Genomic DNA, 21,708 nt, shown 5'->3' with positions numbered 1-21,708 from the left:
CCAGCTTCGAACCCAGCCCATGCGCTGCTCAGGCGCGCGGCAGCCACTCAGGCGCATGCGTGCCCAGGGGCACCGACGGCAGCGCCCAGTACGCGGGCGTCTCGGACAAGCGTCCCGCGTGCGACACCGCGCGCAATTCGCCAAAGCCCGACGGCAACGTCACCAGCAGGTCTTCCACGTCCTCAAAGCACTGGTCCGGCGCCTGCAACCCGCCCTCGACCCGGCCCAGGCCGCGCAACCACTGGCCTACCTGCGCCAGCGACACCCGCACATGCCAGCTGCCGCCCTCGGCCACACGGCGATGCAGCCCGGCCATGGCGCCAAGCGCCAGCAGGTAGCCGGCCGCATGATCCAGCACTTGCGCCGGCAGCGGCAGCGGCTCCTCGCTGCGCGCCGCGAACGCCTCGGCCTGATTGAAACCGCTGGCAGTCTGCACCAGCGAATCGAAGCCGCGCTTGCCAGCCCAGGGGCCCACATGTCCATAGGCACTTAGCGTCACATAGACAATGCCCGGGCGGGCGCGGGCCACCGCCTCCGGCCCCACCCCCAACTCCGCCAGCCCCTGCGGGCGATAGCCCTGGATCAGCACGTCGGCGCCGTGCAGCAGCTTGTGCAGCGCGCGCTTGTCGTCGGGGTCGCGCAGGTCCAGCTGGCAGGCGCGCTTGCCGCGCCCGGTGTCGATCACCAGCGGGGCGATGCTGGGCAGGTGGGCCGCGCTCACCTGCAGCACATCGGCTCCGTGCGCGGCCAGCGTGCGTCCGGCTACCGGCCCGGCGATGACGCGGGTGAAATCCAGCACGCGCACGCCGCACAGCGGGCGCGCGCCGGCCGCGGGCAGCGCGGCAAGCGGCTGCGGCGGCGCTTCGCCGATGCGCTCGATGGTGAGTGGCGGCATGCCGTGCAACGCCTGCCCCTGCGGATGGCGGTCCCACTCGTCGAAGCTGCGCAGGGCGGCCACGACCAGGCCAGCCTCGGAGGCGGTGGCCTCGAAGGCCTCGGCGTCCCATTTCTGCAAGGATGAGCGCACCGCGGCGGGATCGTGCGGGCAGCCCAGGATGCGCAGCACGCCGTCCCGATGATGGGGAAAATTGGCATGCACGCGTACCCAGCGGCCGTCGCCGCAGCGGTACAGGCCAGACACCTTGTCGCGGAACTCCGGCGCGGGCTCGCCGCCCACGCGCAGGTAGCGCTCGCTGCGGAACTCGGCCACGGCGTGGCGCATGTCGACGGCCACGTCCTGCCAGCGCCCGCTGCGCTGCTGCCACAGCATGGCGGCGGCCAGCGCCGACGCGCCCAGGCTGGCCTGGGCGGCCGTGCCCACGGCGAACGACGACGGCAGCACCGGATCGGCACCGCTGAGCTGCAGCCGGTCCAGGGCTGCGGCTGGCAGCCCGGCGGCCAGCCAGAGCCCGGCGACGGCCTCCAGCGGGGTTGGGCGGGTGGCTTGGGAAATCGTTGGCGTCGGCATGGCGGCAAGGCTCCACAGGGCGGGTGCGCTCTCTCCATCCTAGGCCGTGCCGGGTGTTTTTGCGCCCGTGCGCGGAGTTTGCACGACTCTGGTCCCCGGCACGGTAAAATCACCCGATCCGGCATTCCGCCATGCAATCGAGCAGCGCGGCAGGCTGCGCGCCAGACTCCGGCCGCCGCCCCGCCTCCTGACTTAACCGCCCACCGGCGCCACCATGAGCAACGACCCCAAAGCCAACGACAGCACGACCGCCGCATCCAATTTCCTGCGCAGCATCATCGACCAGGACCTCACCGCCGGCACCTACGCCGGCCGCCAGGATGCCCAGGGCGAGCCGTTGCCCCCCGTCATCACCCGCTTCCCGCCGGAGCCCAATGGCTACCTGCATATCGGCCACGCCAAGAGCATCTGCGTGAACTTCGGCATGGCGCGCGATTTCGGCGGCCGCTGCCACCTGCGCTTCGACGACACCAACCCGGTCAAGGAAGACACCGAATACGTCGATTCCATCATCGACGCGGTGCACTGGCTCGGCTTCAGCTGGGACACCACGGCCAAGGACGGCAGCAAGCAGCCGCACCTGTATTACGCCAGCGACTACTTCGACCAGCTCTACGCCTTCGCCGAAAAGCTGATCGAGCGCGGCGTCGCCTACGTGGATAGCCAAAGCGCCGAGCAGATCGCCACCAACCGCGGCGACTTCTCCCGCCCGGGCACGCCTTCGCCGTACCGTGACCGCAGCGTCGAGGAAAACCTGCAGTTGTTCCGCGACATGCGCGACGACAAGTACGCCGACGGCGAGCACGTGCTGCGCGCCAAGATCGACATGAACGCGCCCAACATCGTGATGCGCGATCCGGTGATCTACCGGATCCGCCACGCGCATCACCACCGCACGGGCGACAAGTGGTGCATCTACCCGATGTACGACTTCACCCACTGCATCTCGGACGCGCTGGAAAACATCACACATTCGCTGTGCACGCTGGAGTTCGAGAACAACCGCCCGCTGTACGACTGGGTGCTGGCGCAGCTGCGCGAATGCGGCGTGTTCAGCGAGCCGCTGCCGCACCAGTATGAGTTCGCCCGCCTGAACCTGACCTACGCCATCACCAGCAAGCGCAAGTTGCTGCAACTGGTCACTGAAAACCGCGTGGACGGCTGGGACGATCCGCGCATGCCTACCATCGTGGGCGTGCGCCGCCGCGGCTTTACGCCCGAATCGATCCAGTTGTTCTGCGAGCGCATCGGCGTGGCCAAGTCCGATAGCTGGATCGACATGAGCACGCTGGAAGGCGCCGTGCGCGACGACCTCGACGCGCGCGCCGCGCGTGGCGCCGCCGTGCTGGACCCGCTCAAGCTGATCCTGGACAACTACCCCGAAGGCCAGAGCGACGACTGCACGGCGCCGGTGCATCCGAAGAAGCCGGAGCTCGGCATGCGCGTCTTCCCGCTCACGCGCGAGCTGTGGATCGAGCGCGACGACTTCAGCGAAGCGCCGCCCAAGGGCTACTTCCGCCTGTTCGCGCCCAAGGAGGACGGCACCCCGGGCAGCAAGGTGCGCCTGCGCCACGGCTACGTGATCGAATGCACGGGCGTGGACCGCGACGCCGACGGCAAGGTCATCGCCGTGCACGCCAACTACCTGCCCGAGACCCGCAGCGGCACGCCGGGCGCGGACAGCGTCAAGGTCAAGGGCAACATCCATTGGGTCAGTGTGGCGCATGCCTATGAAGCCGAAGTGCGGCTGTATGACCGCCTCTTCAACGACCCGAACCCGGACGCCGGCGGCAAGAACTTCCTCGACGCGCTGAACCCGGACTCGAAGAAGATCGTCACGGCCTACCTGGAACCCGGCCTGGCGCAAGCCGCTCCGGAGGAGCGCTTCCAGTTCGAGCGCCAGGGTTACTTCGTCGCCGACCGCGTGGATTCGAAGCCGGGCAAGCCGGTCTTCAACCGCATCGTCGGGCTGCGCGACAGCTGGGGGAAATAGGCCCATGCAAACCGTAACCTTCCCGCTGGAGGGCGAGCATATCGCCCTGAACGACCTGCTCAAGGTCGCCGGCGTGTGCGATAGCGGCGGCGCCGGCAAGGCGCTGGTGGCGGCCGGTGAAGTCTCGGTCGACGGCGCGGTGGAATCGCGCAAGACCGCCAAGATCCGCGCCGGCCAGGTGGTCAGCGTGGCTGGTGTGAAAATCCGCGTGGTGGCGGCCTGAGGCCGTCGCGTTCGCGAGCACGCCCGGCGGCCGCCCAGTCCGGTCGCCGGGCGTTTTCCTCCAAGCAAAGGAAATGACAATGCCGATCGCATTCTGGTGTGTGCTGCTGGCGGGGATCCTGCCCGTCGTGACGGTAGGCGTGGCCAAGGCGAGCGGACGCGCCTACGACAACCACGACCCGCGCGGCTGGCTGGAAAAGCAGGGCGGGCGCGCGCGGCGCGCCGACATGGCGCACCGCAATCACTTCGAGGCCTTCCCCTTCTTCGCCGCGGCCGTGCTGTGCACCACGCACCTGCAAGCACCGGCGGCGCGCATCGATGAACTGGCGCTGGTCTTCCTCGCCGCGCGCATCCTGTACACCGTGTGCTACCTGGCAGATCGCGCCACCTTGCGCACGCTGTGCTGGACCATCGGCTTCCTGTCGGTGATCGGTATCTTCCTGTTGCCGGTGTTCGTCCACTAAGGACACGCATCATGCGGCTTTCGACAACTGTCGCTTGCGCGCTCTGCCTGCTGACGCCGTGCCTGCCTGGCGCGGTGCAGGCTGAGCCTGTCAACTTCGCGGTGGACCCGACGCACACCACGGTGTACTTCGCCGCCAGCCACTTTGAGCGGACCTCGGTGCGCGGGCGCTTCGGCAAGATCGATGGCCGCATCAGCTTTGACGAAGCCAGCGGCAGCGGCGCGATCGATTTCACGGTCGATGCCGACTCGGTCGATTCCGGCAACCGCACGCTGGACGGCATCCTGCGCTCAGCCCAGTTTCTCGATGCCCAGAATTTTCCCGTGGTCCGGCTACGCGCGAATCGCTTCGTGCGAGACGGGGACCGGCTGGTGGCCGTGGAAGGCGAGCTGACCCTGCACGGCGTCACGCAGCCGCTGCGGCTGGAAGCCGAGCGCTTCAGCTGCGGCGAGATCTCCCTGTTCGGCATCAAGCGCCACGTGTGCGGCGGAGACTTCCGCGCCGTGCTGTCGCGCAGCGCGTTTGGCATGACGCGCTTCCTGCCGGACGTGGGTGATACCGTGGTTCTGACCCTGTCGGTGGAAGCCACGCCGGCACTGCCGGCGCTGGAGTGATAGCCACGTCACGCTCGCCTTCCTGCCGCTGCGGCATGTCGGCCCAGCGGCACCTGAAAGCCGGAATTCTTCTGTAGAATCAGCGGTTTGCATTTTTCCGGCCGGCCCTTTCCCGGCCCCCTCCTGAACGGGGAACCCGAGAACAATGATCACGATTCAAGTTGGGGATGTGGTGGCGGCCTCGCTAGCCGCCGCGGGCGCCTGCCTGATCTGCAGCATCCCGATGGCCTTCCTGCGCAATTTCCCCGCGTGGGCGCTGCGCACCTATGGGCGCCGCGCGCTGCTGGTGCCCCTGATGATCCTGCCGGTAGGCAGCTGGCTGGCCAGCCTGGCCCTGTCGGGACAGATCGACAGCCCCGCCGGGCACGCCATGGTGATTGCCCTCGCTTTTCTCTGCCTGACGCTGGCGTCGGCGCTGCTGCGCTACTACCTGAGCGATTACAAGAAATCCCGCTGAAGCGCCGCCAGGCCCACCATGAGCACGCCCCTGCGCTTTGACATCGAGGCCGGCGCCGAAACGCTGGCCGCCGACCGCCTGGACGCCGGCAACGGCGCGAGCTGCCTGCTGCTGCACGGCGCGGGCACCAGCCACCGCGCGCGCTGGCTGGCCTTGCGCCAGGCGCTTGCCGCGCGGGGCGTGGGCAGCGTTGCCATCGATTTTTCCGGCCACGGCGAAAGCTCGGCGCGCACGCCCAACTCGCTGGCCAAGCGCCTGCGCGAGGCCCAGGCGGCGCTGGCGCACCTTGACGGCACCGCCCCCCGGGCCGTGATCGGTATCAGCATGAGCGGGGAAATCGCCGTGCGGCTGGCCGCCGACCCGCGCAACCATATCGGGCGGCTGCTGACGCTGGTGGGCGCCGCCTATGCCCCGGCCGCGTTCGAACTCCCCTTCGGCCCGGCCTTTACGGCAGTGCTGCGCACCCCCGGCAGCTGGCGCGCCTCGCTCGCCTTCGACCTCATTGCCGGGTTCCGCGGCCGCCTGACGCTGGTGCGCGGCGCCGAGGATGCGGTCATTCCGCCCGGCATCGCCGATACGCTCGCCGAACGCGCCGGCCTGGCCGAGCGCGTGGAGGTGATCGACCTGCCGGATACCGGCCACTTGCTGGGCGAGGCCTGGCAGAACCAGCCCGGCTTTGCCAACCGGCTGAGCACGATCGCGCTACGCGCCGTGGGCGCCTGAGCGCGCACTTGAAAGTCCGGCGCGAGATCGCCCCGCCCGATTCACGTATGATGCGGCCTTTCGCTTCTCGCAGCCTTTGCCGCCCCCGCTTCCTTCATGGCTCTTAAATCCACCATCTACAAGGCCGAACTGTCCGTCTCCGACATGGATCGGCCCTACTACGGCAGCCACGCCCTGACCATTGCCAAGCACCCGTCGGAAAACGACGCGCGCATGATGGTGCGGCTGCTGGCCTTTGCCTGCGAAGCCAGCGACACCTTGACCTTCACCCGCGGCCTGGACGAGCCCGACGAGCCGGACCTGTGGGAAAAGACCCTCACCGGCGACATCGCACACTGGATCGAGCTGGGCCAGCCCGACGAATCGCGCCTGAAGCGCGCCGCGGCCCGTGCCGATCGCGTCACCGTGTTCACCTACAATGGTGCGAGCGCGCGTGAATGGTGGAAGGGCATGGCCGGCAAGGCGGGCAAGCTGCGCAACGTGACCATTTACAATGTGCCGGCCGAGGCGGTAGAAGCACTTGCTGCCCTGGCCCAGCGCGCCATGCGGCTGTCGGTGACAATCCAGGATAGCGAGATCTGGGTCAGCGACGACGACCACAACGTCCGCATCACGCTCGAAGTCCTGCAACAGCCCGCGGGCTGAGCCAAACCCGTTCAACCAATCCGCCCGGTGCGGCCGGTTTGCCGCCGGCCTCACCGAACCCGTGACCCTCGCTGATACAGCACAAGGAAGCCATCCATGAATACCACTCCCTCCGGCCTGCAATTTGAAGACACCGTCACCGGCGAAGGCGCCGAAGCCACGGCAGGCAAGCATGTCACGGTGCACTACACCGGCTGGCTCTACGAAAACGAGCAAGCCGGCCGCAAGTTCGACTCGAGCAAGGACCGCAACGACCCGTTCGTGTTCCCGCTGGGCGCCGGCCACGTCATCCGCGGCTGGGATGAAGGCGTGCAAGGCATGAAGGTTGGCGGCACCCGCCGCCTGGTGATCCCGGCCGAGCTGGGCTACGGCGCGCGCGGCGCGGGCGGCGTGATCCCGCCGAACGCCACCCTGCTGTTCGAAGTGGAACTGCTGGCGGTCTGATCGCTGGCCGCCGCTGCGGCAGCGGCCGATCGCATCCATCCGCACCTTGCGCGGATCGCACAAGAAAGAGGGGCGCCCACCGGCGCCCCTCTTTGCATTGCGCCGCGGACAGGCCGCGATCAGAAACTGATCGCGGCGTTGCCCACGTCGACCCGGACCTTGTCGCGGTCCAGCAGGCGGGCGGCATGGCGGGCGTAGTCCTGGGCCCACGCGGCATCGCCGCTGAAGCGCTGCTCACCAGAGAACTTGGCCACGCTGAGGATCTTGTCGATCACCAGCACTTTGCCGACCGGACTGGAGGCCTGGCAATCGAGCTCGGCGTACTCGCGGTCGAACCAGCGCCAGCCAGCATCCTCGGTGACCGCCGCCAACTCTGCGTCGCCAATGGTGAAGCCAAATTCCTTGCCGGTACCGAAAACTACCGTGAGCGTGCGCGCCATAGCCTGTTCTCCTGGTTGATGCCCCATTGTAAAGACATAGCAGGCGATACCGCCACCTTGCCCGGCAGATAGTGCCAGTCCGCGACAGGAATCCCTGCGTCAGCCAGACAATTCGCAGCGCGGCGCCAGCACCGCCTGCGCCACCTCGGCGCCGGGCTGCTGCGCGAAGGCAACCCAGGCCAGCTTGTGCGGGTCGGCCCCGGTTGGCAGCGGCACGCTGCCCGACCAGGCCAGCCCCTCGGCCGGCACCGCGAAGGGGCCCAGCCAGAGCCGCACGACACGCTCATGATGCAGCGTGGCGCCTTGGTTCTCGCCGGCCTTCACCGACGACACCAGCCCGTCCTCGACCAGCGCGGCATAGGCCTGCAGTGGCCCGGAGCGGGCCGCGGGCGTCACGTTCAGCGCGACCTGCACTTGCCCGGCGGAGAGCGCCTGCCAGCCCAGCCGAAGCGAGGCGCCGGGCGCTTGCGCGTTGATCTCGGCGACGCGCGCCGCGACCTCGCCTGCATCGTGCCAGCGGCGCTGCTCGCGCGCGCCGACAAACACCTCGGGCGTATATACCGTATGACTGCCGACGGCGCCCGCCAGCGTGCGCTGGCGAGCGGTGAACACCGGGCTGGCAAAGCGGTCGCGCCAGCCCAGGCTGTCCCAGTAGTCGACGTGCAGCGCCAGCGCCAGTGCCTGCGAGGCCGGCAGCCGAGCGGCCTGCGTGCCGAGCCAGTGATCGGCCGGCGGACAGCTGCTACAGCCCTCCGAGGTGTAGAGCTCGATCAGCGCTAGCCGCTGGGGCGGGCTGTCGTGCAGGCATGCTGCCGGCACGGAGCCTGCCGTCGCGCGCACCGGGCCGGCCAGCGCGGCGAGCATCAGCACCGGTGCCCAGCGCACAGGCCAAGACCTGGGCTTGCAGGATTTCCGCGATGGGGTGCGCGGCCCGGCTGCCCGGTGCGCGATGGCATTGGCCTGCGCCCATTGTTCGAGATGCTTGTGCATGCTGGACCTCCGAAGGCTGCCTGACCGTTGTCAGTCGCATACAGCCTGCCGGACCTTACAGACATTTCTGCGTGCCATGTGGTTTCCATGCCGCCTGCCGCGCAGCTTTGGATTATGCTTGCATCATGGCCATCACCCGACAAGATCTCGAAACAGATCGGCTGCGTGCTTCTCTTTGCAGCACGCCGGTGGCTTCCTCGCTACTTCCCGAAGAAGCTTTCGAGCGTTCTCTGCGCGCTACGCTGGACCAGCGGCCGGATACGCCCGGGCTGGCCGGCGATGTCCTGCTGTTCGGCTATGGCTCGCTGATCTGGAACCCGATGGTGATTCACACGGACCGCCAGCTGGCTACCGTGCATGGCTACCACCGCGGCTTCTACCTGTACTCGCGCATCAATCGCGGCACCTGGGACGACCCGGGCCTGGTGCTCGCGCTGGACCGCGGCGGCTCGTGCCAGGGCGTCGTCTTCCGCATCCCCCATCACATGATCGAGCAGGAATTCCGTCTGCTGTGGCGCCGCGAGATGCTGACCGGCGCCTACCATCCCCGCTGGCTCAATGTGAAGATGAACGGCAGCCCGCGGCAGCGCGCCCTGGCCTTCGTGATGAACCGCGAGCACGAAGCCTATGCCGGACGCTTGCCGGACGACCGCGTGGTGGCCTGCCTGCGCCACGCCTGTGGCCTGTATGGCCCGGCCCGCGAGTACCTGCAACAGACGCTGCTTGGCCTTGCCACCAACGGGGTCGACGACCCCTACCTGGGCCGGCTCTGGCGCCGGCTGCAGGATACGGATGCCACGGCCGCACAGGCTGTCAGCGAACCCGCCTGACCCAGGATCGACCAGGATGCCACGCCCTGCTGCCCGCCCCCGCCGACTGGTGCTTGCCGAAGTGCTGGGGCTGACCGGATTGCTGATGGGCGGCGCGCTGCTGGCCGGACCCGGCGGATCGACGCTGGCAGCGCGCCCTGCCAGCAATGGCCCGGCCCAGTCATCGCCGCGCTCGCATGGGCAAGGCTCTGCGGGCTCCGCCGCTGCCGCGCACGATGGCGTTGGCGGGCTCGACCGCAATCTCCTTGCCGCGGCAACGCTGGGAGATCTCGAACTGGTCAAGCGCTTGCTGGCTTCGGGCGCTTCCGCCCAGGCCGCCGACGAACGCGGCCGCAGTGCCTTGCTGGTGGCGGTCTATAGCCGCCATACCGAGGTAGCCAAGGCGCTGGTGGCGGCGGGCGCCGATGTCAACCGCAAGGACATGGAATCCAACAGCCCCTTCCTGCTGGCCGCGGCCACCGGGCAGCTCGAGCTGGTGCAACTGGCGCTGGCGCATGGGGCCGACCTCAACAGCACGGACAGCTACGACAACACCGCCCTGATCGCCGCGTGCGAGCATGGCAATACCGAAGTGGTGAAGGTATTGTTGAAAGCCGGTGTGGCGGTCGACCATATCAACCGCCAGGGCTGGACCGCCTTGCTGGAGACCATCGTCATGGGCGACGGCAGCGCGCGGTATGAAGACACCGTGCAGTTGCTGCTGGATGCGGGCGCGGACGCCAACCTTGCCGACCGGGATGGCACCACCCCAACCCGGCACGCCCGCGAGCGCAGCTACAAGACCATGGTGAAGATGCTGGTGCGCGTGCGCGGGCACTGACGCGGGCACGGACGTGCCCGCGCATCCCGCCGATGCGACGCTACCCGCTCGGGCCACTCAGGCCGCTGGCTTCGACTCCGCGCTGCGCGCATTCTCGCTTTCCTGCAGCGCGCGCCACATCACCTTGCCCGTGCCCGACTTGGGCAGCGCGTCGACAAACTCCACCACACGCGGGTACTTGTAGGCCGCCATGTTTTCCTTGGCCCATTCGATGATTTCCTCGGGCGTGGTCTTGCCCTTGGCATGCGTCTTGAGCACCACCACCGCCTTCACGGTTTCGCCACGATACGCATCGCGCGTGCCGATGATGCAGGCCTCTTGCACGTCGGGGTGCTTGTACAGCAAGTTCTCCACCTCTGCCGGCCACACTTTGAAGCCCGACGCGTTGATCATGCGCTTGAGCCGGTCGGTGATGAAGTAGTAGCCCTCTTCGTCCATGCGGCCCAGGTCGCCGGTACGGAAGAAGGTCTTGCCCTCGAACTCGATGAAGGCATCGCGCGTGGCATCCGGCTTGCCCCAGTAGCCCTTGAACACCTGCGGGCCGCACACGATGATCTCGCCAGTCTCGTTGACCGCCACTTCCTTGAGCGTGACCGGGTCGATCACGCGCGCGTCGGTATTGAAGGTGGGCACACCCAGGCACTGCAGCTTGGGCCGCTCGCCCGGATTGCTGTGGGTCGGCGCCATGGTCTCGGACAGGCCATAGCCTTCAATGTAATTAAGGTCGAACTGCTGCTTCAGGCGCTCTGCTACCGCCTGCGGCATGGCCGCGCCGCCGCCGCCGATATAGCGCAGGCTCGACAGGTCGAACTGGTCCAGGTTCGGGCTGCCCAGGAAGTCGATCACCATGGTCGGGATGTTGGTCCAGTGCGTGATCTGGAAGCGCGAGATCAGCCGGCCCGCGACTTCGCGGTCCCAGCGCGGCAGCATCACCACGGTAGCTCCGCTGTAGATCGGGCCGTTCATGCCGTACTGCATGCCGGTCACGTGAAACAGTGGCAGCACCGCCAGGATCGTCGATTCCGCGCCGCTACCGCTCCAGATGCCGCCGCCGATCACGTTATGCATGACGGAGCGGTGGGTGTGGATGCAACCCTTGGGAAAGCCGGTGGTGCCCGAGGTGTAGGGCATCACCGCCATATCGTCCGGGCCCGCGGTATGCGGGCCAGGCACCAGTTGCGCGGCAAGCGCCTCGGCCCAGGGGGTGGCGCCGGCCGGCAGCGGATGCTGCGTGGTCAGCCAGGCGCCTGGAGCGTCTTCGGGGTTCTCGTAGCTGGCCGGCAGCGCATCGCTGTATTGCGTGACCAGCAGGTGCTGCAGGCGCTGCTCGGGCGGCAACTCGTTATTGGCCTGCTCGGCGCCCATGGCCAGATCCGCGCTGCAGATCGCCACGCTGGCCTGCGCGTCGGTGATGTAGTGCTTGAACTCCTCAGACCGGTTCATCGGATTGACCGGCACGACCACGGCATCCGCGCGCAGGATCGCGTAATAGGCAATGATGAACTGCGGGCAGTTCTGCATATACAGCAGCACCCGGTCACCCTTCTTCACGCCAGCCTTTTGCTGCAGCCAGCCCGCCATGGCGCTGGCCTGGGCTTCCAGCGCCCGGAAGGTGATGGCGTTGCCGAAATACCGGATGGCCGCCTTGTCGGCGTAGCGATGGGCGGAGACCACCAGGTTGTACCAGAGCGAGGTCTCCGGCAGCACGATCTTGGTGGGCACGCGCTTGGGCCAGAACTGGAAATGCGGGCGCGCGGGCTGGGGGGTCTGCATAAAGGTCTCCTGTGCGGTCTATCCGACCTGGTCTTGGATGCGAGGCGAGAGATGAATTTGTCGAAACCAGCAATCAGTCAAGCAATATAACCGAACGACCGTTCTTTTTTCAATCCATCGCTTACCCTTGCCTGCACCGGCATCCATGCCGCGCGGCGTGCAAAGGTTGCATTCGGCGGGGCGGTCCCAATATGAGACACAAGACGTCTTTGCGCGAGTGGAGCCATTCGCGCCGGCGTTCCACACTCCGAGGCCAAGCCATGAGCGACGTAACCCTGCAGAATTTTGACGCCGACGTGATCGAGACGTCGCGCCACATCCCCGTGCTGGTGGATTTCTGGGCCCCGTGGTGCGGCCCTTGCCGCACCTTGGGGCCGATGCTGGAAAAGCTTGAGGGCGAGGCGGCCGGCAAATGGCGGCTGGCCAAGGTGAACGTGGATGAGAACCAGGAGCTGGCATCGCATTTCGGCGTGCGCAGCATTCCCCACGTGGTGGCGTTCGCCGACGGCCAGGCGGTGGACCAGTTCACCGGCGTGCTGCCGGAATCCGGGCTGCGCGAGTTTGTTGCCCGGGTGATGCCCGACCCGGGCAGGGTGGCCCTGCGTGCTGCCCGCGACGCTGCCGGCGCGGGCGACCGCGAGGCGGCCAGGTCGGCGTTCCAGGCGGCGCTGGCATTCGATCCTGGCTTTGATGCCGCTCGCCTTGAATACATCGGTTTCCTGCTGGACGAGGATGCGCTGGACCAGGCCCAGTCGGAGTTCGGCATGTTGTCCCCCAACGCGGCCCAGGAGGACGGCTACGCTGCGCTCTGCACCCGGATCGAGGCCATGCGCGGTGCCTCGGACCTGCCCGACGCGGCCACCCTGGCGGCCCGTGTCGCCGACGCCCCCGGTGACCTGCAGGCGCGGCTGGACCTGGCGCGCGCGCTGATCGCGCATCGGCAATATGAGCCGGCGCTGGAGCAACTGCTGGCCATCGCGCGCACGGATCGCACCTTCGAGGACGATATCGGCCGCACGGCCATGCTGTCGGTATTCAAGCTGATGAGCGACCAGCCTGACGTGGTGTCGCGCTATCGCCGGCTGCTGGCCTCGGCGCTCAATTAAACTGGCGGGTGAACGCGGCGGGCCGGGCCCGCCGTTTTATTTCCTTGCAACCGCCCTGTTCCGCCGTGACTGCCTCCCCGCCCCGCCTGATCGACTTCCAGACCGACCCCGAACCGCTTCCCAGCCACGATCGCCCACGCCCGGACCGGCTGGTTGCCGGCAACCCGGACCGCACCACCTGGACGCACTACAGCGCCAGCCAGGGAGATTTCGATTGCGGCATCTGGGCTTGCGAGCCGGGCGCGTGGCGCATTGCGTTTCCGGCTGGCAAGGAGGAGTTCTTCCATGTCATCAGCGGCCGCCTGCGCATCAGCGACGACGCGGGCAACGCCCGTGAATTCGGGCCCGGCGACGCCTGCGTGATCCCGGCCGGCTTCACCGGCCTGTTCGAGGTGCTCGAACCGGTGCGCAAGCACTTTGTCGTGCTGGACCGGGCTGCCGCCGACGCCAGCTAGGCAATCTAGGCCATCCAGGCCATCCAGGCCATTTAGCCCGCCTGCTCCGAGGGCGCCTCGATCAGGCTAAAGCCGTTCTCGCGCATGTGGTTGACCATCATCGCGTCCATCGCCTTCACGTGCTGGTCGAACCAGCCGGGCAGCTCCGACAAGAGCCGCCGGCCCAGCGCCAGGTCGCCCTCGGCCACCTTGTCGCGCACCGCACCGGCCACCGCCAGCACCTGCTCGTGCTCGCCGCGGTGGCAATGCTGCGGGCCGAAGGCCATCGCCTCCATCCACGCTTCTTCCTGGCCGAAATGATGGCGGGTGTGGTCGATCCACTCGTCCAGGGCTGCCAGGAAGCCCGCATCGTCGGCGCGCGTGGCGGCATCCAGCAGTTGGACGAATTCGGCGTGGGTGGCATCGGTGACCGGCTCGCCCAACAACAGGTCGGGGGCCAGCGTGGCGGTGCCAGGCGAAGAGGAATCGGTCATATCGGAAGGGACAACATCGCGAAAACCGCAAGGATACCGAATCCGCGGCGGCCCGGACTGATCCAGGACAAACCGCAGCGCCGCCAAGGCCGGCGGCACGCGCAGGGTATGCTCAGGGCTGGCTCCATCACCGCACCAGGCTGATTCCTGGCTTCCCATGCCCCGACTGCTCTTCTTCTGCGGCCATGCCGGCACCGGCAAGACCACCCTGGCCCACCGCCTGATCGGCCCACTGATGCAGGCCACCGGCGAGCCGTTCTGCCTGCTCGACAAGGACACGCTCTACGGCGGCTATAGCGCCGCCGCAATGGGCGCGCTGACTGGGGACCCGAACGACCGCGACAGCCCGACCTACCTCAAGTACCTGCGCAATGCGGAATATCATGGCCTGCTGGATACCGCGCGGGAGAACCTCGCCCTGGGCATCAGCGTGATCGTGGTGGGCCCGCTATCGCGCGAGGTGCGCGACCACCTGCTGCACGATCCCGAATGGCTGCACGTGCCCGCCGGCACCATCGTGCGCACCCTGTGGGTGCACCTGCCGGAGAACGAGGCGCATGCGCGCATCGTCAAGCGTGCCAATCCAAACGATGCCTACAAGCTGGCGCACTGGGACGACTACCGCACCCGGCGCTTCATGCCCGAGCCGGCGCAGTACCCCGAGTTGGCCTACTTCGACAATACGGCGCCGGACGACGCCGCGCTGAACGCCCTGCTGGCCACGCTCGCGGCGTAGCCAGCCGCCGCGATGCTCATTCCGGCGCCGTCGAAACGTCCGGCGCCGTGAGGGCGGCCAGCACGCTGGACGCCGCCACCATCCCGAACACCGCGGTGACCGCCACCGAGGAGCCGAAGCCGGCGCAGGCCAGGCCCTGCGGGCCGGCCGGCGGCTCAGCCGAGGTGCCTGGCGCGGCTTGCGGGGCCTCGTCGATCTCGCAGGACTGCTGCTCGGGCTCCGGATAGCGCAGCGGCTCGTCGGAGAAGACCGCGTCGATGCCGAACTTGCGCTTGGGGTTGCGCGGCCAGCCCCAGTCCTTGCGCAGGGTGGAGCGCACCTTGGCCAGCAGCGGGTCCTGCACGGTGCGGGAAAAGTCCACCACGCGGATGCGGGTCGGGTCGAGCTGGCCGCCGGCGCCGCCGCAGGTGATGATGCGCCGGCCCACGCGGCGGGCCCAGCCCAGCATGGCGATCTTGACCTTGACCGAGTCGATCGCATCAATGATGTAGTCGTGCCCGTCGAGCAGTTCGACCAGATTCTCCGGGGTCACGAAATCGTCCACCTCGGTTACCCGGCAGCGCGGGTTGATCTGCACCATGCGCTCCGCCATGGCCTGCACCTTGGCGCGGCCATAGGCGTCGCCCAGCGCGTGGATCTGGCGGTTGGTGTTGGATACCGCGATATGGTCCAGATCGATCAGCGTGACGCGGCCGACCGCGTTGCGCGCCAGCGCCTCGGCCGCCCAGCTGCCCACCCCGCCGATGCCGACCACGCAAACGCTGGCCTCCTCCAGCCGCGCCAGGCCCGCCGCGCCGTACAGGCGCGCCACGCCGCCGAAGCGGCGGTGGTAGTCGTCATCCTCCGGGCTCTCGTGGGTAAGGGCCGGCGGCAGTTGCGCCAGCTCCGGTTCCGGCTGGGTGGAGATTGCGGGGACGGGGTTGCTCATTTCTACGCTCGAAGCTGGCTGAATTGGAGGACACTGCGGGGGAAAAGCGCACGTTGCCGCACCTTGTCAGCCAAGCGCCGACAGGGGAGCGGGGCGCGCAACTATACAATACCCACAGCAGTGGTTCGACCGCCGCATTGTCTCGCAGAGTGCGCGCGGCTGCCGGCGCCAACCAGGAAACCGATCCCATGCCCCTGCGCCGCAAGGCCGTTCTCTGGAGTGTACTGACACCGCTGGTGCTGATCGCGGCGCTTGTCGTGATCATTCTGACCTTCGACTGGAACCGCCTCAAGCCGTGGCTGAACCAGAAGGTTACCGAGGCCATCGGCCGGCCCTTTGCCGTCAATGGCGACCTCACCCTGACCTGGCGCAGCGCCGAGGGCGAGACCGGCTGGCACACCTGGGTCCCCTGGCCACGCCTGTCTGCCCGGGATATCACCGTCGGCAACCCGGAATGGGCACAGGAGGCCAACTTTGCCACCGTGCGCGAGCTGATCTTCGTGCTACGCCCGCTGCCCCTGCTCTCCCACCAGATCTCGATCCCCAGCATTACCGTCGACAGCCCCGCGGTCTGGCTGGAGCGGCTGGCCGACCAGCGCAACAACTGGACCTTCGTCACGCCCGCCGGCAAGGCGCCATCGCCATGGCGGCTCGACATCGGCGAGATCTCGCTGGCGCGCGGCGACCTGGCGCTGGACGACAAGGCAATGAAGATTGAGCTGCAGGCGCGCCTGGACACCATCGGCGACGCCGCCCTCTACGACAAGACCCGCGACGGCGCCCTGATCGCGCCCCCGGCATCCGGCACGGCCGGCGCCGTCGGCCAGCCCGGCAGCGCCGGCCAGCGCTATGGCCTGCGCTGGAAGGCCACGGGACGCTACAACCAGGCCACCATCAACGCCACCGGCAAGGCCGGCACCGTGCTGAGCCTGCGCGATACACAGGACCCCTTCCCGCTGCAGGCCGATGTGCGGGTGGGCAACACCCGTGCGGTCGTGGAGGGCACGCTGACCAACCCCGCCCACCTGGGCGCGCTCGACATGCACCTACAGCTGTCCGGCGACAACATGGCCAAGCTGTACGCGCTGACCGGCATCGTGCTGCCGAGCACTCCGCCCTACGAGACCCGCGGCCGGCTGGTTGCCACCTTGCGCAAAGGTGCTTCCGTGTACCGGTACGACAAGTTTTCCGGGCGCGTCGGCGGCAGCGACCTGAACGGCTCGCTCACCTACACGCAGCGCCAGCCACGCGCCCTGTTGTCGGGCGAACTGGAATCGAAGCAACTGCGCTTTGAGGACCTGGCTCCGCTGATCGGTGCGGACGCCAAGCCCGGGCAGGCAGCATCCGACAGCACAGTGCGCCAGCCCGCCGACAAGGCGCTGCCGGTGGCGCCGTTCCGTACCGAGCGCTGGGACAGCATCGACGCCGACGTGAAGTTCACCGGCAAGCGCATCATCCGCACCGCCGACCTGCCGATCACCGACCTCGTCACCCACCTCAAGCTCGACGATGGCGTGCTGACACTGGACCCGCTGAACTTCGGCGTGGCCGGCGGCAACCTGATGTCCTCGCTGCAGCTCAACGGCAAGCGCGAGCCGCTCGCCGCCACCATCGACATGAAAGCGCGCCACCTCCAGCTCAAGCAATTGTTCCCGAAGTTCGAGTCGATGCGCGCCAGCGTGGGTGAGGTCAATGGCAGCGCCAAGCTGAGCGCCACCGGCAACTCGGTGGCGGCCTTGCTGGGCTCGTCCAATGGCGAGGCCAAGCTGCTGGTGGAAAACGGCACGGTCAGCAAGTTCCTGCTCGAGGCGATGGGCCTGAACGTGGGCAGCGTGGTGATCTCCAAGCTGTTCGGCGACAAGCCGGTGCAGATCCATTGCGGCGTCAGCGATTTCAGTTTCACCAACGGCGTGGCGCGCTCGCGCGTCTTCGTCATCGACACCCAGGACGCCGTGATCGACACCAGCGGCGCCATCGACCTTGGCAGCGAGCGGCTAGCGCTCACCGTGCGGCCGGATTCCAAGGGGCTGCGCATCTTCTCGCTGCGCTCGCCGCTCTATGTGGGCGGCACGCTGAAGAAGCCCTCGGTCAGCCCGGACATCGGCGTGCTGGCCTTGCGCGCCGGCGGCGTGGTGGCACTGGCGCTGGTCGCGCCGGTGGCCACGGCAGTCCTGCCCCTGATCGATCTATCGGCTGCGCCCGACAGCCAGTGCGGCAAGCTGCTGGCGGAGATTCGCACGCGCCCGACCGCGCCGCCGCCGGGGCAGGCCTACCGCGACCCGAAGGCCGGCAAGACCAGCCAGGCGGCCGGCCCTGCCCCTTCGCCGGACGCGCAAGCCACGCCCGCCGCCTCGGCACCGGTCAAGCCCACTGCACCGTCGCGCCCCGGCGCACCCGATCGGCCAGCACCAGGCAATACGCTCTATCAGGGCGGCTGACCGGCGGTGCGCCGCTCGGTTGCAAGCCGGGCGTTGCCTGCTTGCGACACCTTGCGACACCTTGCGACACCCATCCCGCCGTCGACGCAATTACGCAACACTTTGGTGCATTGCAATGCAAGGCATCGTTGTGCATCGCCCACATTCGGCCGCATAATTAAACGGCCATTTACAACGAAGTTTCCAATACGTGGCATGAAGCGGATGTCTGGCTCCGATGCATTTCGAGGCTGGCGTCCTTCTCAGGGTGCGGTTTCGGCCGCACTTGTTTTTCCCGATTTCCCCTCCAGCCCCCGCCCCTGCATGACGCCGCTACATGCCACCGTCCCGCCGATCGGCTGCCTGATCGCCCTAACGGTGTGCAACCACGTAGCCTTCAATGCCAGCCGCGTCGTGGTGTCACTGTTTGCCCTCTCGCTCAAAGCCTCGACCGTCACGCTCGGCATCCTGATGTCGCTTTATGCGTTGCTGCCGATGCTGCTGGCGATCCATGCCGGCAAGCGCATCGACGAGATCGGGCCACGCAAGCCGATGACCGCGGGCTCATTGATGGTGGTCGCGGGCACGCTGCTGCCGGCGCTGTGGCCGGGCATCGCGGCACTCTACCTTTCCTGCGCGCTGATCGGCGTCGGCTTCATGCTGGTGCAGGTCGCCATGCAGTTGCTGATCGGGCAGATTTCCACCGATGGCACGCGGCTGCGCAACTACACGCTCCAAGCGCTGGGATTCTCGTTCTCCGGCACGCTGGGCCCGGTGATGATGGGCTATGTGATCGAGCACGCTGGCTACCGCCCGGCTTTCTTTGTGCTGGTGGCAGTAGCGGCCGCAGGGCTGGTCGGCCTGTACTTCATGCGCGGGCGGCTGCCGGCACACGGCGGGCGCGCCGCGCGCGGCGCCATCGTGGACGGCACCCGCAACTCCACATTGGGCTTGCTTGCCCACCCGGAGTTGCGCGCGGTCTTTATCGCCAGCGCGGTCCTGTCGGCGGCCTGGGACCTGCACGCCTTCCTCATTCCCATCCAGGGCACCCGGGTTGGCCTTTCGCCGTCGTCGGTCGGCTGGGTGCTGGGTGCCTTCGCCATTGCCACCTTCGCCATCCGTGTGGCAATGCCGCTGGTGTCGCGCCGGCTCTCGGAGTGGAAGGTGATTCGGGTCGCGCTGCTGGTCGGGGCGGTGGCCTACCTGCTCTACCCCTTCGCGGCCGAGTTCTGGCTGATGTGCTGCCTGGCCTTCCTGCTAGGCCTGGCGCTCGGCAGCGCGCAGCCCAACGTCATGAACATCCTGCACACGGCCTCGCCCACCGGGCGCGCCGGCGAGGCCCTGGGATTGCGCTCGGCCGTGCTCAATACCAGCCAGGTGGTGTGGCCGCTGACCTTTGGCGTGGTCGGCACGGCGCTTGGCATGCTGCCGATTTTCCTGTCGATGGCAGGGGCAATGGGCGTGGCCGGCTATTACTCGCGTGGCCAGGCCCGCAAGCTGCCCCAGCCGCCGGCCTGAGGCGCCCACGGCATCGCGCATGAGTTGCTTAGGCGCAAATGCGGTCCGCTGCGCTTTCGCTATACTCAAATCAGACAGGCCGCCGGCGCCGTGCATGCTTGCCCCGCGCGCGGCCTGCTGACTCGATACCTGATCCGACATGACCCAACTCGCCGACCTCCGCCGCACCTACGTACTCGGATCGCTGTCCGAATCCGACGTGGCGTCCGATCCCATCAGCCAGTTCCAGCGCTGGTTCGATGAAGCCATCCACGCCAAGCTCCCGGAACCCAATGCCATGACGCTGGCCACCGTCGACGCCGACGGCCAGCCCTCGGCACGCATTGTGCTGCTCAAGGCCATGGACACCCAGGGCTTTACGTTCTTCACCAACTACGAAAGCCGCAAGGGCCTGGACCTTGCCGCCAACCCGCGCGCGGCGCTGCTGTTCCACTGGGTGCAGCTGGAGCGCCAGGTGCGCGTGGAAGGACGCGTTGAAAAGGTTACCGATAGCGAGAGCGATGCTTACTACGCGACGCGTCCGCTCGGCTCGCGCCTCGGGGCATGGGCCTCGGAGCAGAGCCGCGAGGTGGCGGACCGCACGGTGCTGGAGCAGCGCGAAGCGGATTTCCGCGCCAAGTTCGGCGATAACCCGCCGCGGCCGGCGCACTGGGGCGGGTACCGGCTGGTGCCGACCCGCATCGAGTACTGGCAGGGACGCCCGTCGCGCTTGCACGACCGGATCGCCTACCGCCTGGCGCCGGACGGCAGCTGGCAAATCGTGCGTCTGTCGCCCTGAGCGCCATGAGCCGCGGTGCCACCGGTTGCCGAGGCCGCGCACTGCACAAAATTAGGAATTGTCGTAAAGTAAGTCAGGGTCGCTTTCCGGTTTTGTGAGGAAGCGGCCACCAGGAGCAGGCCCCGCCTGCCCTGTGCTGTAGTTCGAGGAGTGTGCCGCAACCATCAGGAGGGAGGCCGCATGTTTTTCAAGCAAGCACTGGACAAGCAACTGGACCACTGGATCGCCGATCTGCGCGACCGGGCCAATCTCCCTGTGAGGCTGCGGCTATGGAACGGCAACGAGTATCCGCTCGGCCGCTTCGATCATCCCGCGGTGACCCTGACCATACGCGAGGCGGGTGCCCTGCCCCTGCTGCTCACGCCCAGCCTCGACAATCTCGGCGAAGCCTATGTCCAGGAAAAGATCGACCTGGACGGCACGCTCAGCGACATCATCGCCGTGGCTTACCGCTTCTCGGCTGCCGCCAGCGCGCAGGCCGGTGGCGCACTGGCACGGGTGGCCCAGCATTTCGCCCACACCAAGGCGGCGGACAAGGCCTCGATCCAGTATCACTACGACGTATCCAACGCGTTCTACCGGCTCTGGCTGGACCCGGGCATGGTGTACTCCTGCGCCTACTTCGAGCATGGCAATGAAGACCTTGCCACCGCCCAGCGCAAGAAGATCGACCACATCCTGACCAAGATCCGGCTGCAGCCCGGACAGACCTTGCTCGACATTGGCTGCGGCTGGGGCGCGCTGGTCATCCGCGCGGCGGAAAAGTTCGGCGCGCGCTGCGTGGGCATCACGCTGTCGCAGAACCAGTTCGACCTGGCGACCGAACGCGTCAGGCAGGCGGGCCTGTCCGACCGCATCGAGATCCGTTTGCAGGATTACCGCGACACGGCCGGCACCTTCGACCGCATCACCAGCGTCGGCATGTTCGAGCACGTCGGCAAGGACAACCTGCCCGCCTATTTCGGCCGCATGCGCGAGTTGCTCGCCGATGATGGCTTCGCCATGAACCACGGCATCACGTCGCCCGACCCCGACAGCGGCGCCACGCCCATGGACGGCTCCGAGTTCATGGACCGCTACGTGTTCCCGCAGGGCGAGCTGCCGCACATCGGCATGGTGCTCAACACCCTGCAGCGCGGCGGCCTGGAAGCCACCGATGTAGAGTTGATGCGCGGCCACTACCGGCGCACGCTGCAACATTGGGCGGACAACTTCGAAGCGCAGGGTGATACCATCCGGGCCATGGTGGGCGAGAAGAAATACCGCATCTGGCGCGTCTACCTGGCAGGCTGCGGCCATGCCTTCGATACCGACCAGATGTCGATCTACCAGGTGGTTTGCCACAAGGCCGGCCTCTCGTCGCAGAGCTTGCCCTGGTCGCGCCGCTACATCTACGACAAATCGCTTGACTGAA

At 67.7% G+C, this 21,708-nt stretch carries 23 protein-coding genes; 17 read left to right on the top strand and 6 right to left on the bottom strand.

Going from position 1 to position 21,708, the window contains the following annotated elements:
• Positions 1-28: 28 nt before the first annotated feature.
• Entirely contained in the window at positions 29-1,468 is a 1,440-nt protein-coding gene (locus tag AC07XB_RS08130) for a CoA transferase (RefSeq protein WP_492375103.1), read from the bottom strand.
• A gap of 214 nt (positions 1,469-1,682) precedes the next feature.
• Here AC07XB_RS08130 and AC07XB_RS08125 point away from each other — a divergent pair, with 214 nt between their 5' ends.
• The 8 genes from AC07XB_RS08125 (at position 1,683) to AC07XB_RS08090 (ending at position 7,030) form a co-directional block, all read left to right on the top strand.
• Positions 1,683-3,461 carry a glutamine--tRNA ligase/YqeY domain fusion protein gene (locus AC07XB_RS08125; RefSeq protein WP_492827690.1) on the top strand — a complete coding sequence of 593 codons (1,779 nt, stop codon included), beginning with the start codon at positions 1,683-1,685 and terminating at the stop codon, positions 3,459-3,461.
• Between the two features lie 4 nt (positions 3,462-3,465).
• Positions 3,466-3,684, top strand: coding sequence for an RNA-binding S4 domain-containing protein (locus AC07XB_RS08120; protein ID WP_043348411.1), 219 nt, complete (start codon positions 3,466-3,468; stop codon positions 3,682-3,684).
• A 79-nt stretch (positions 3,685-3,763) separates the two neighbouring features.
• Entirely contained in the window at positions 3,764-4,147 is a 384-nt protein-coding gene (locus AC07XB_RS08115) for an MAPEG family protein (protein WP_492827692.1), read from the top strand.
• An 11-nt stretch (positions 4,148-4,158) separates the two neighbouring features.
• Entirely contained in the window at positions 4,159-4,761 is a 603-nt protein-coding gene (locus AC07XB_RS08110; RefSeq protein ID WP_492827694.1) for a YceI family protein, read from the top strand.
• Positions 4,762-4,906: 145 nt separating this feature from the next.
• Entirely contained in the window at positions 4,907-5,218 is a 312-nt protein-coding gene (locus AC07XB_RS08105) for a hypothetical protein (protein ID WP_441634391.1), read from the top strand.
• 18 nt (positions 5,219-5,236) lie between these two features.
• Complete coding sequence (locus AC07XB_RS08100; RefSeq protein WP_492375099.1) at positions 5,237-5,941, top strand: alpha/beta hydrolase; 705 nt, start codon at positions 5,237-5,239, stop codon at positions 5,939-5,941.
• Positions 5,942-6,037: 96 nt separating this feature from the next.
• Positions 6,038-6,586, top strand: a complete 549-nt coding sequence (locus tag AC07XB_RS08095; protein ID WP_043348422.1) for a YaeQ family protein — start codon at positions 6,038-6,040, stop codon at positions 6,584-6,586.
• A 96-nt stretch (positions 6,587-6,682) separates the two neighbouring features.
• Positions 6,683-7,030, top strand: a complete 348-nt coding sequence (locus AC07XB_RS08090) for an FKBP-type peptidyl-prolyl cis-trans isomerase (RefSeq protein WP_006162999.1) — start codon at positions 6,683-6,685, stop codon at positions 7,028-7,030.
• 119 nt (positions 7,031-7,149) lie between these two features.
• Here the strand turns inward: AC07XB_RS08090 and AC07XB_RS08085 are convergent, their stop codons facing one another.
• Together AC07XB_RS08085 and AC07XB_RS08080 are read right to left on the bottom strand one after the other, a co-directional pair.
• A complete protein-coding gene (locus AC07XB_RS08085; protein WP_043348426.1) occupies positions 7,150-7,470 on the bottom strand; it encodes a hypothetical protein in 321 nt (106 codons plus the stop codon).
• Positions 7,471-7,569: 99 nt separating this feature from the next.
• Positions 7,570-8,460: a DUF1223 domain-containing protein gene (locus AC07XB_RS08080; RefSeq protein WP_492827697.1), complete on the bottom strand. Its 891-nt coding sequence runs from the start codon at positions 8,458-8,460 to the stop codon at positions 7,570-7,572.
• A gap of 125 nt (positions 8,461-8,585) precedes the next feature.
• Between AC07XB_RS08080 and AC07XB_RS08075 the strand changes: the two genes are divergently transcribed.
• On the top strand, positions 8,586-9,290 hold the full coding sequence (locus AC07XB_RS08075; protein ID WP_253928705.1) for a gamma-glutamylcyclotransferase: 705 nt from the start codon (positions 8,586-8,588) through the stop codon (positions 9,288-9,290).
• A gap of 16 nt (positions 9,291-9,306) precedes the next feature.
• Positions 9,307-10,110 carry an ankyrin repeat domain-containing protein gene (locus AC07XB_RS08070; protein WP_492375097.1) on the top strand — a complete coding sequence of 268 codons (804 nt, stop codon included), beginning with the start codon at positions 9,307-9,309 and terminating at the stop codon, positions 10,108-10,110.
• A gap of 57 nt (positions 10,111-10,167) precedes the next feature.
• Here AC07XB_RS08070 and AC07XB_RS08065 read toward each other — a convergent pair whose 3' ends face one another.
• Positions 10,168-11,883 (bottom strand): long-chain fatty acid--CoA ligase, encoded by a 1,716-nt coding sequence (locus AC07XB_RS08065; RefSeq protein WP_492375096.1) that lies wholly within the window; start codon positions 11,881-11,883, stop codon positions 10,168-10,170.
• Between the two features lie 260 nt (positions 11,884-12,143).
• Here AC07XB_RS08065 and trxA point away from each other — a divergent pair, with 260 nt between their 5' ends.
• Together trxA and AC07XB_RS08055 are read left to right on the top strand one after the other, a co-directional pair.
• Positions 12,144-12,989, top strand: a complete 846-nt coding sequence (gene trxA / locus AC07XB_RS08060) for a thioredoxin (RefSeq protein ID WP_492375095.1) — start codon at positions 12,144-12,146, stop codon at positions 12,987-12,989.
• Between the two features lie 65 nt (positions 12,990-13,054).
• On the top strand, positions 13,055-13,444 hold the full coding sequence (locus AC07XB_RS08055; RefSeq protein ID WP_492375094.1) for a cupin domain-containing protein: 390 nt from the start codon (positions 13,055-13,057) through the stop codon (positions 13,442-13,444).
• A gap of 32 nt (positions 13,445-13,476) precedes the next feature.
• Here AC07XB_RS08055 and AC07XB_RS08050 read toward each other — a convergent pair whose 3' ends face one another.
• The gene (locus AC07XB_RS08050; protein WP_174422549.1) at positions 13,477-13,917 is read right to left on the bottom strand and encodes a bacteriohemerythrin; all 441 of its coding nucleotides are present in this window, start codon (positions 13,915-13,917) and stop codon (positions 13,477-13,479) included.
• A 157-nt stretch (positions 13,918-14,074) separates the two neighbouring features.
• On the opposite strand from AC07XB_RS08050, the gene AC07XB_RS08045 reads away from it, so the two are divergent.
• Positions 14,075-14,653 carry a P-loop nucleotide/nucleoside kinase family protein gene (locus tag AC07XB_RS08045; protein WP_416049340.1) on the top strand — a complete coding sequence of 193 codons (579 nt, stop codon included), beginning with the start codon at positions 14,075-14,077 and terminating at the stop codon, positions 14,651-14,653.
• Positions 14,654-14,669: 16 nt separating this feature from the next.
• Here the strand turns inward: AC07XB_RS08045 and tcdA are convergent, their stop codons facing one another.
• Complete coding sequence (gene tcdA / locus AC07XB_RS08040; RefSeq protein WP_492827699.1) at positions 14,670-15,581, bottom strand: tRNA cyclic N6-threonylcarbamoyladenosine(37) synthase TcdA; 912 nt, start codon at positions 15,579-15,581, stop codon at positions 14,670-14,672.
• 188 nt (positions 15,582-15,769) lie between these two features.
• Here tcdA and AC07XB_RS08035 point away from each other — a divergent pair, with 188 nt between their 5' ends.
• The 4 genes from AC07XB_RS08035 to AC07XB_RS08020 all read left to right on the top strand — a co-directional run bounded on the left by AC07XB_RS08035 (position 15,770) and on the right by AC07XB_RS08020 (position 21,707).
• On the top strand, positions 15,770-18,019 hold the full coding sequence (locus tag AC07XB_RS08035) for an AsmA family protein (RefSeq protein WP_492827701.1): 2,250 nt from the start codon (positions 15,770-15,772) through the stop codon (positions 18,017-18,019).
• A 303-nt stretch (positions 18,020-18,322) separates the two neighbouring features.
• Positions 18,323-19,516 (top strand): MFS transporter, encoded by a 1,194-nt coding sequence (locus tag AC07XB_RS08030; RefSeq protein WP_492827703.1) that lies wholly within the window; start codon positions 18,323-18,325, stop codon positions 19,514-19,516.
• Between the two features lie 139 nt (positions 19,517-19,655).
• Positions 19,656-20,294, top strand: coding sequence for a pyridoxamine 5'-phosphate oxidase (pdxH, locus tag AC07XB_RS08025; RefSeq protein WP_174422553.1), 639 nt, complete (start codon positions 19,656-19,658; stop codon positions 20,292-20,294).
• Between the two features lie 180 nt (positions 20,295-20,474).
• Positions 20,475-21,707: a class I SAM-dependent methyltransferase gene (locus AC07XB_RS08020; protein WP_416049344.1), complete on the top strand. Its 1,233-nt coding sequence runs from the start codon at positions 20,475-20,477 to the stop codon at positions 21,705-21,707.
• Position 21,708: the final 1 nt, after the last annotated feature.

This window comes from Cupriavidus sp. GW821-FHT02F09 (genome assembly GCF_059421605.1).
Note: the sequence above shows the minus strand (reverse complement) of the source record. Positions and strands in the feature narration are given on the sequence as shown.

Bases quoted from the DNA above. Each gene is read 5' to 3' on its own strand.
- AC07XB_RS08130 (WP_492375103.1), bottom strand. From the start codon at position 1,468: ATGCCGACGCCAACGATTTCCCAAGCCACCCGCCCAACCCCGCTGGAG.
- AC07XB_RS08125 (WP_492827690.1), top strand. From the start codon at position 1,683: ATGAGCAACGACCCCAAAGCCAACGACAGCACGACCGCCGCATCCAAT.
- AC07XB_RS08120 (WP_043348411.1), top strand. From the start codon at position 3,466: ATGCAAACCGTAACCTTCCCGCTGGAGGGCGAGCATATCGCCCTGAAC.
- AC07XB_RS08115 (WP_492827692.1), top strand. From the start codon at position 3,764: ATGCCGATCGCATTCTGGTGTGTGCTGCTGGCGGGGATCCTGCCCGTC.
- AC07XB_RS08110 (WP_492827694.1), top strand. From the start codon at position 4,159: ATGCGGCTTTCGACAACTGTCGCTTGCGCGCTCTGCCTGCTGACGCCG.
- AC07XB_RS08105 (WP_441634391.1), top strand. From the start codon at position 4,907: ATGATCACGATTCAAGTTGGGGATGTGGTGGCGGCCTCGCTAGCCGCC.
- AC07XB_RS08100 (WP_492375099.1), top strand. From the start codon at position 5,237: ATGAGCACGCCCCTGCGCTTTGACATCGAGGCCGGCGCCGAAACGCTG.
- AC07XB_RS08095 (WP_043348422.1), top strand. From the start codon at position 6,038: ATGGCTCTTAAATCCACCATCTACAAGGCCGAACTGTCCGTCTCCGAC.
- AC07XB_RS08090 (WP_006162999.1), top strand. From the start codon at position 6,683: ATGAATACCACTCCCTCCGGCCTGCAATTTGAAGACACCGTCACCGGC.
- AC07XB_RS08085 (WP_043348426.1), bottom strand. From the start codon at position 7,470: ATGGCGCGCACGCTCACGGTAGTTTTCGGTACCGGCAAGGAATTTGGC.
- AC07XB_RS08080 (WP_492827697.1), bottom strand. From the start codon at position 8,460: ATGCACAAGCATCTCGAACAATGGGCGCAGGCCAATGCCATCGCGCAC.
- AC07XB_RS08075 (WP_253928705.1), top strand. From the start codon at position 8,586: ATGGCCATCACCCGACAAGATCTCGAAACAGATCGGCTGCGTGCTTCT.
- AC07XB_RS08070 (WP_492375097.1), top strand. From the start codon at position 9,307: ATGCCACGCCCTGCTGCCCGCCCCCGCCGACTGGTGCTTGCCGAAGTG.
- AC07XB_RS08065 (WP_492375096.1), bottom strand. From the start codon at position 11,883: ATGCAGACCCCCCAGCCCGCGCGCCCGCATTTCCAGTTCTGGCCCAAG.
- trxA (WP_492375095.1), top strand. From the start codon at position 12,144: ATGAGCGACGTAACCCTGCAGAATTTTGACGCCGACGTGATCGAGACG.
- AC07XB_RS08050 (WP_174422549.1), bottom strand. From the start codon at position 13,917: ATGACCGATTCCTCTTCGCCTGGCACCGCCACGCTGGCCCCCGACCTG.
- AC07XB_RS08045 (WP_416049340.1), top strand. From the start codon at position 14,075: ATGCCCCGACTGCTCTTCTTCTGCGGCCATGCCGGCACCGGCAAGACC.
- tcdA (WP_492827699.1), bottom strand. From the start codon at position 15,581: ATGAGCAACCCCGTCCCCGCAATCTCCACCCAGCCGGAACCGGAGCTG.
- AC07XB_RS08035 (WP_492827701.1), top strand. From the start codon at position 15,770: ATGCCCCTGCGCCGCAAGGCCGTTCTCTGGAGTGTACTGACACCGCTG.
- AC07XB_RS08030 (WP_492827703.1), top strand. From the start codon at position 18,323: ATGACGCCGCTACATGCCACCGTCCCGCCGATCGGCTGCCTGATCGCC.
- pdxH (WP_174422553.1), top strand. From the start codon at position 19,656: ATGACCCAACTCGCCGACCTCCGCCGCACCTACGTACTCGGATCGCTG.
- AC07XB_RS08020 (WP_416049344.1), top strand. From the start codon at position 20,475: ATGTTTTTCAAGCAAGCACTGGACAAGCAACTGGACCACTGGATCGCC.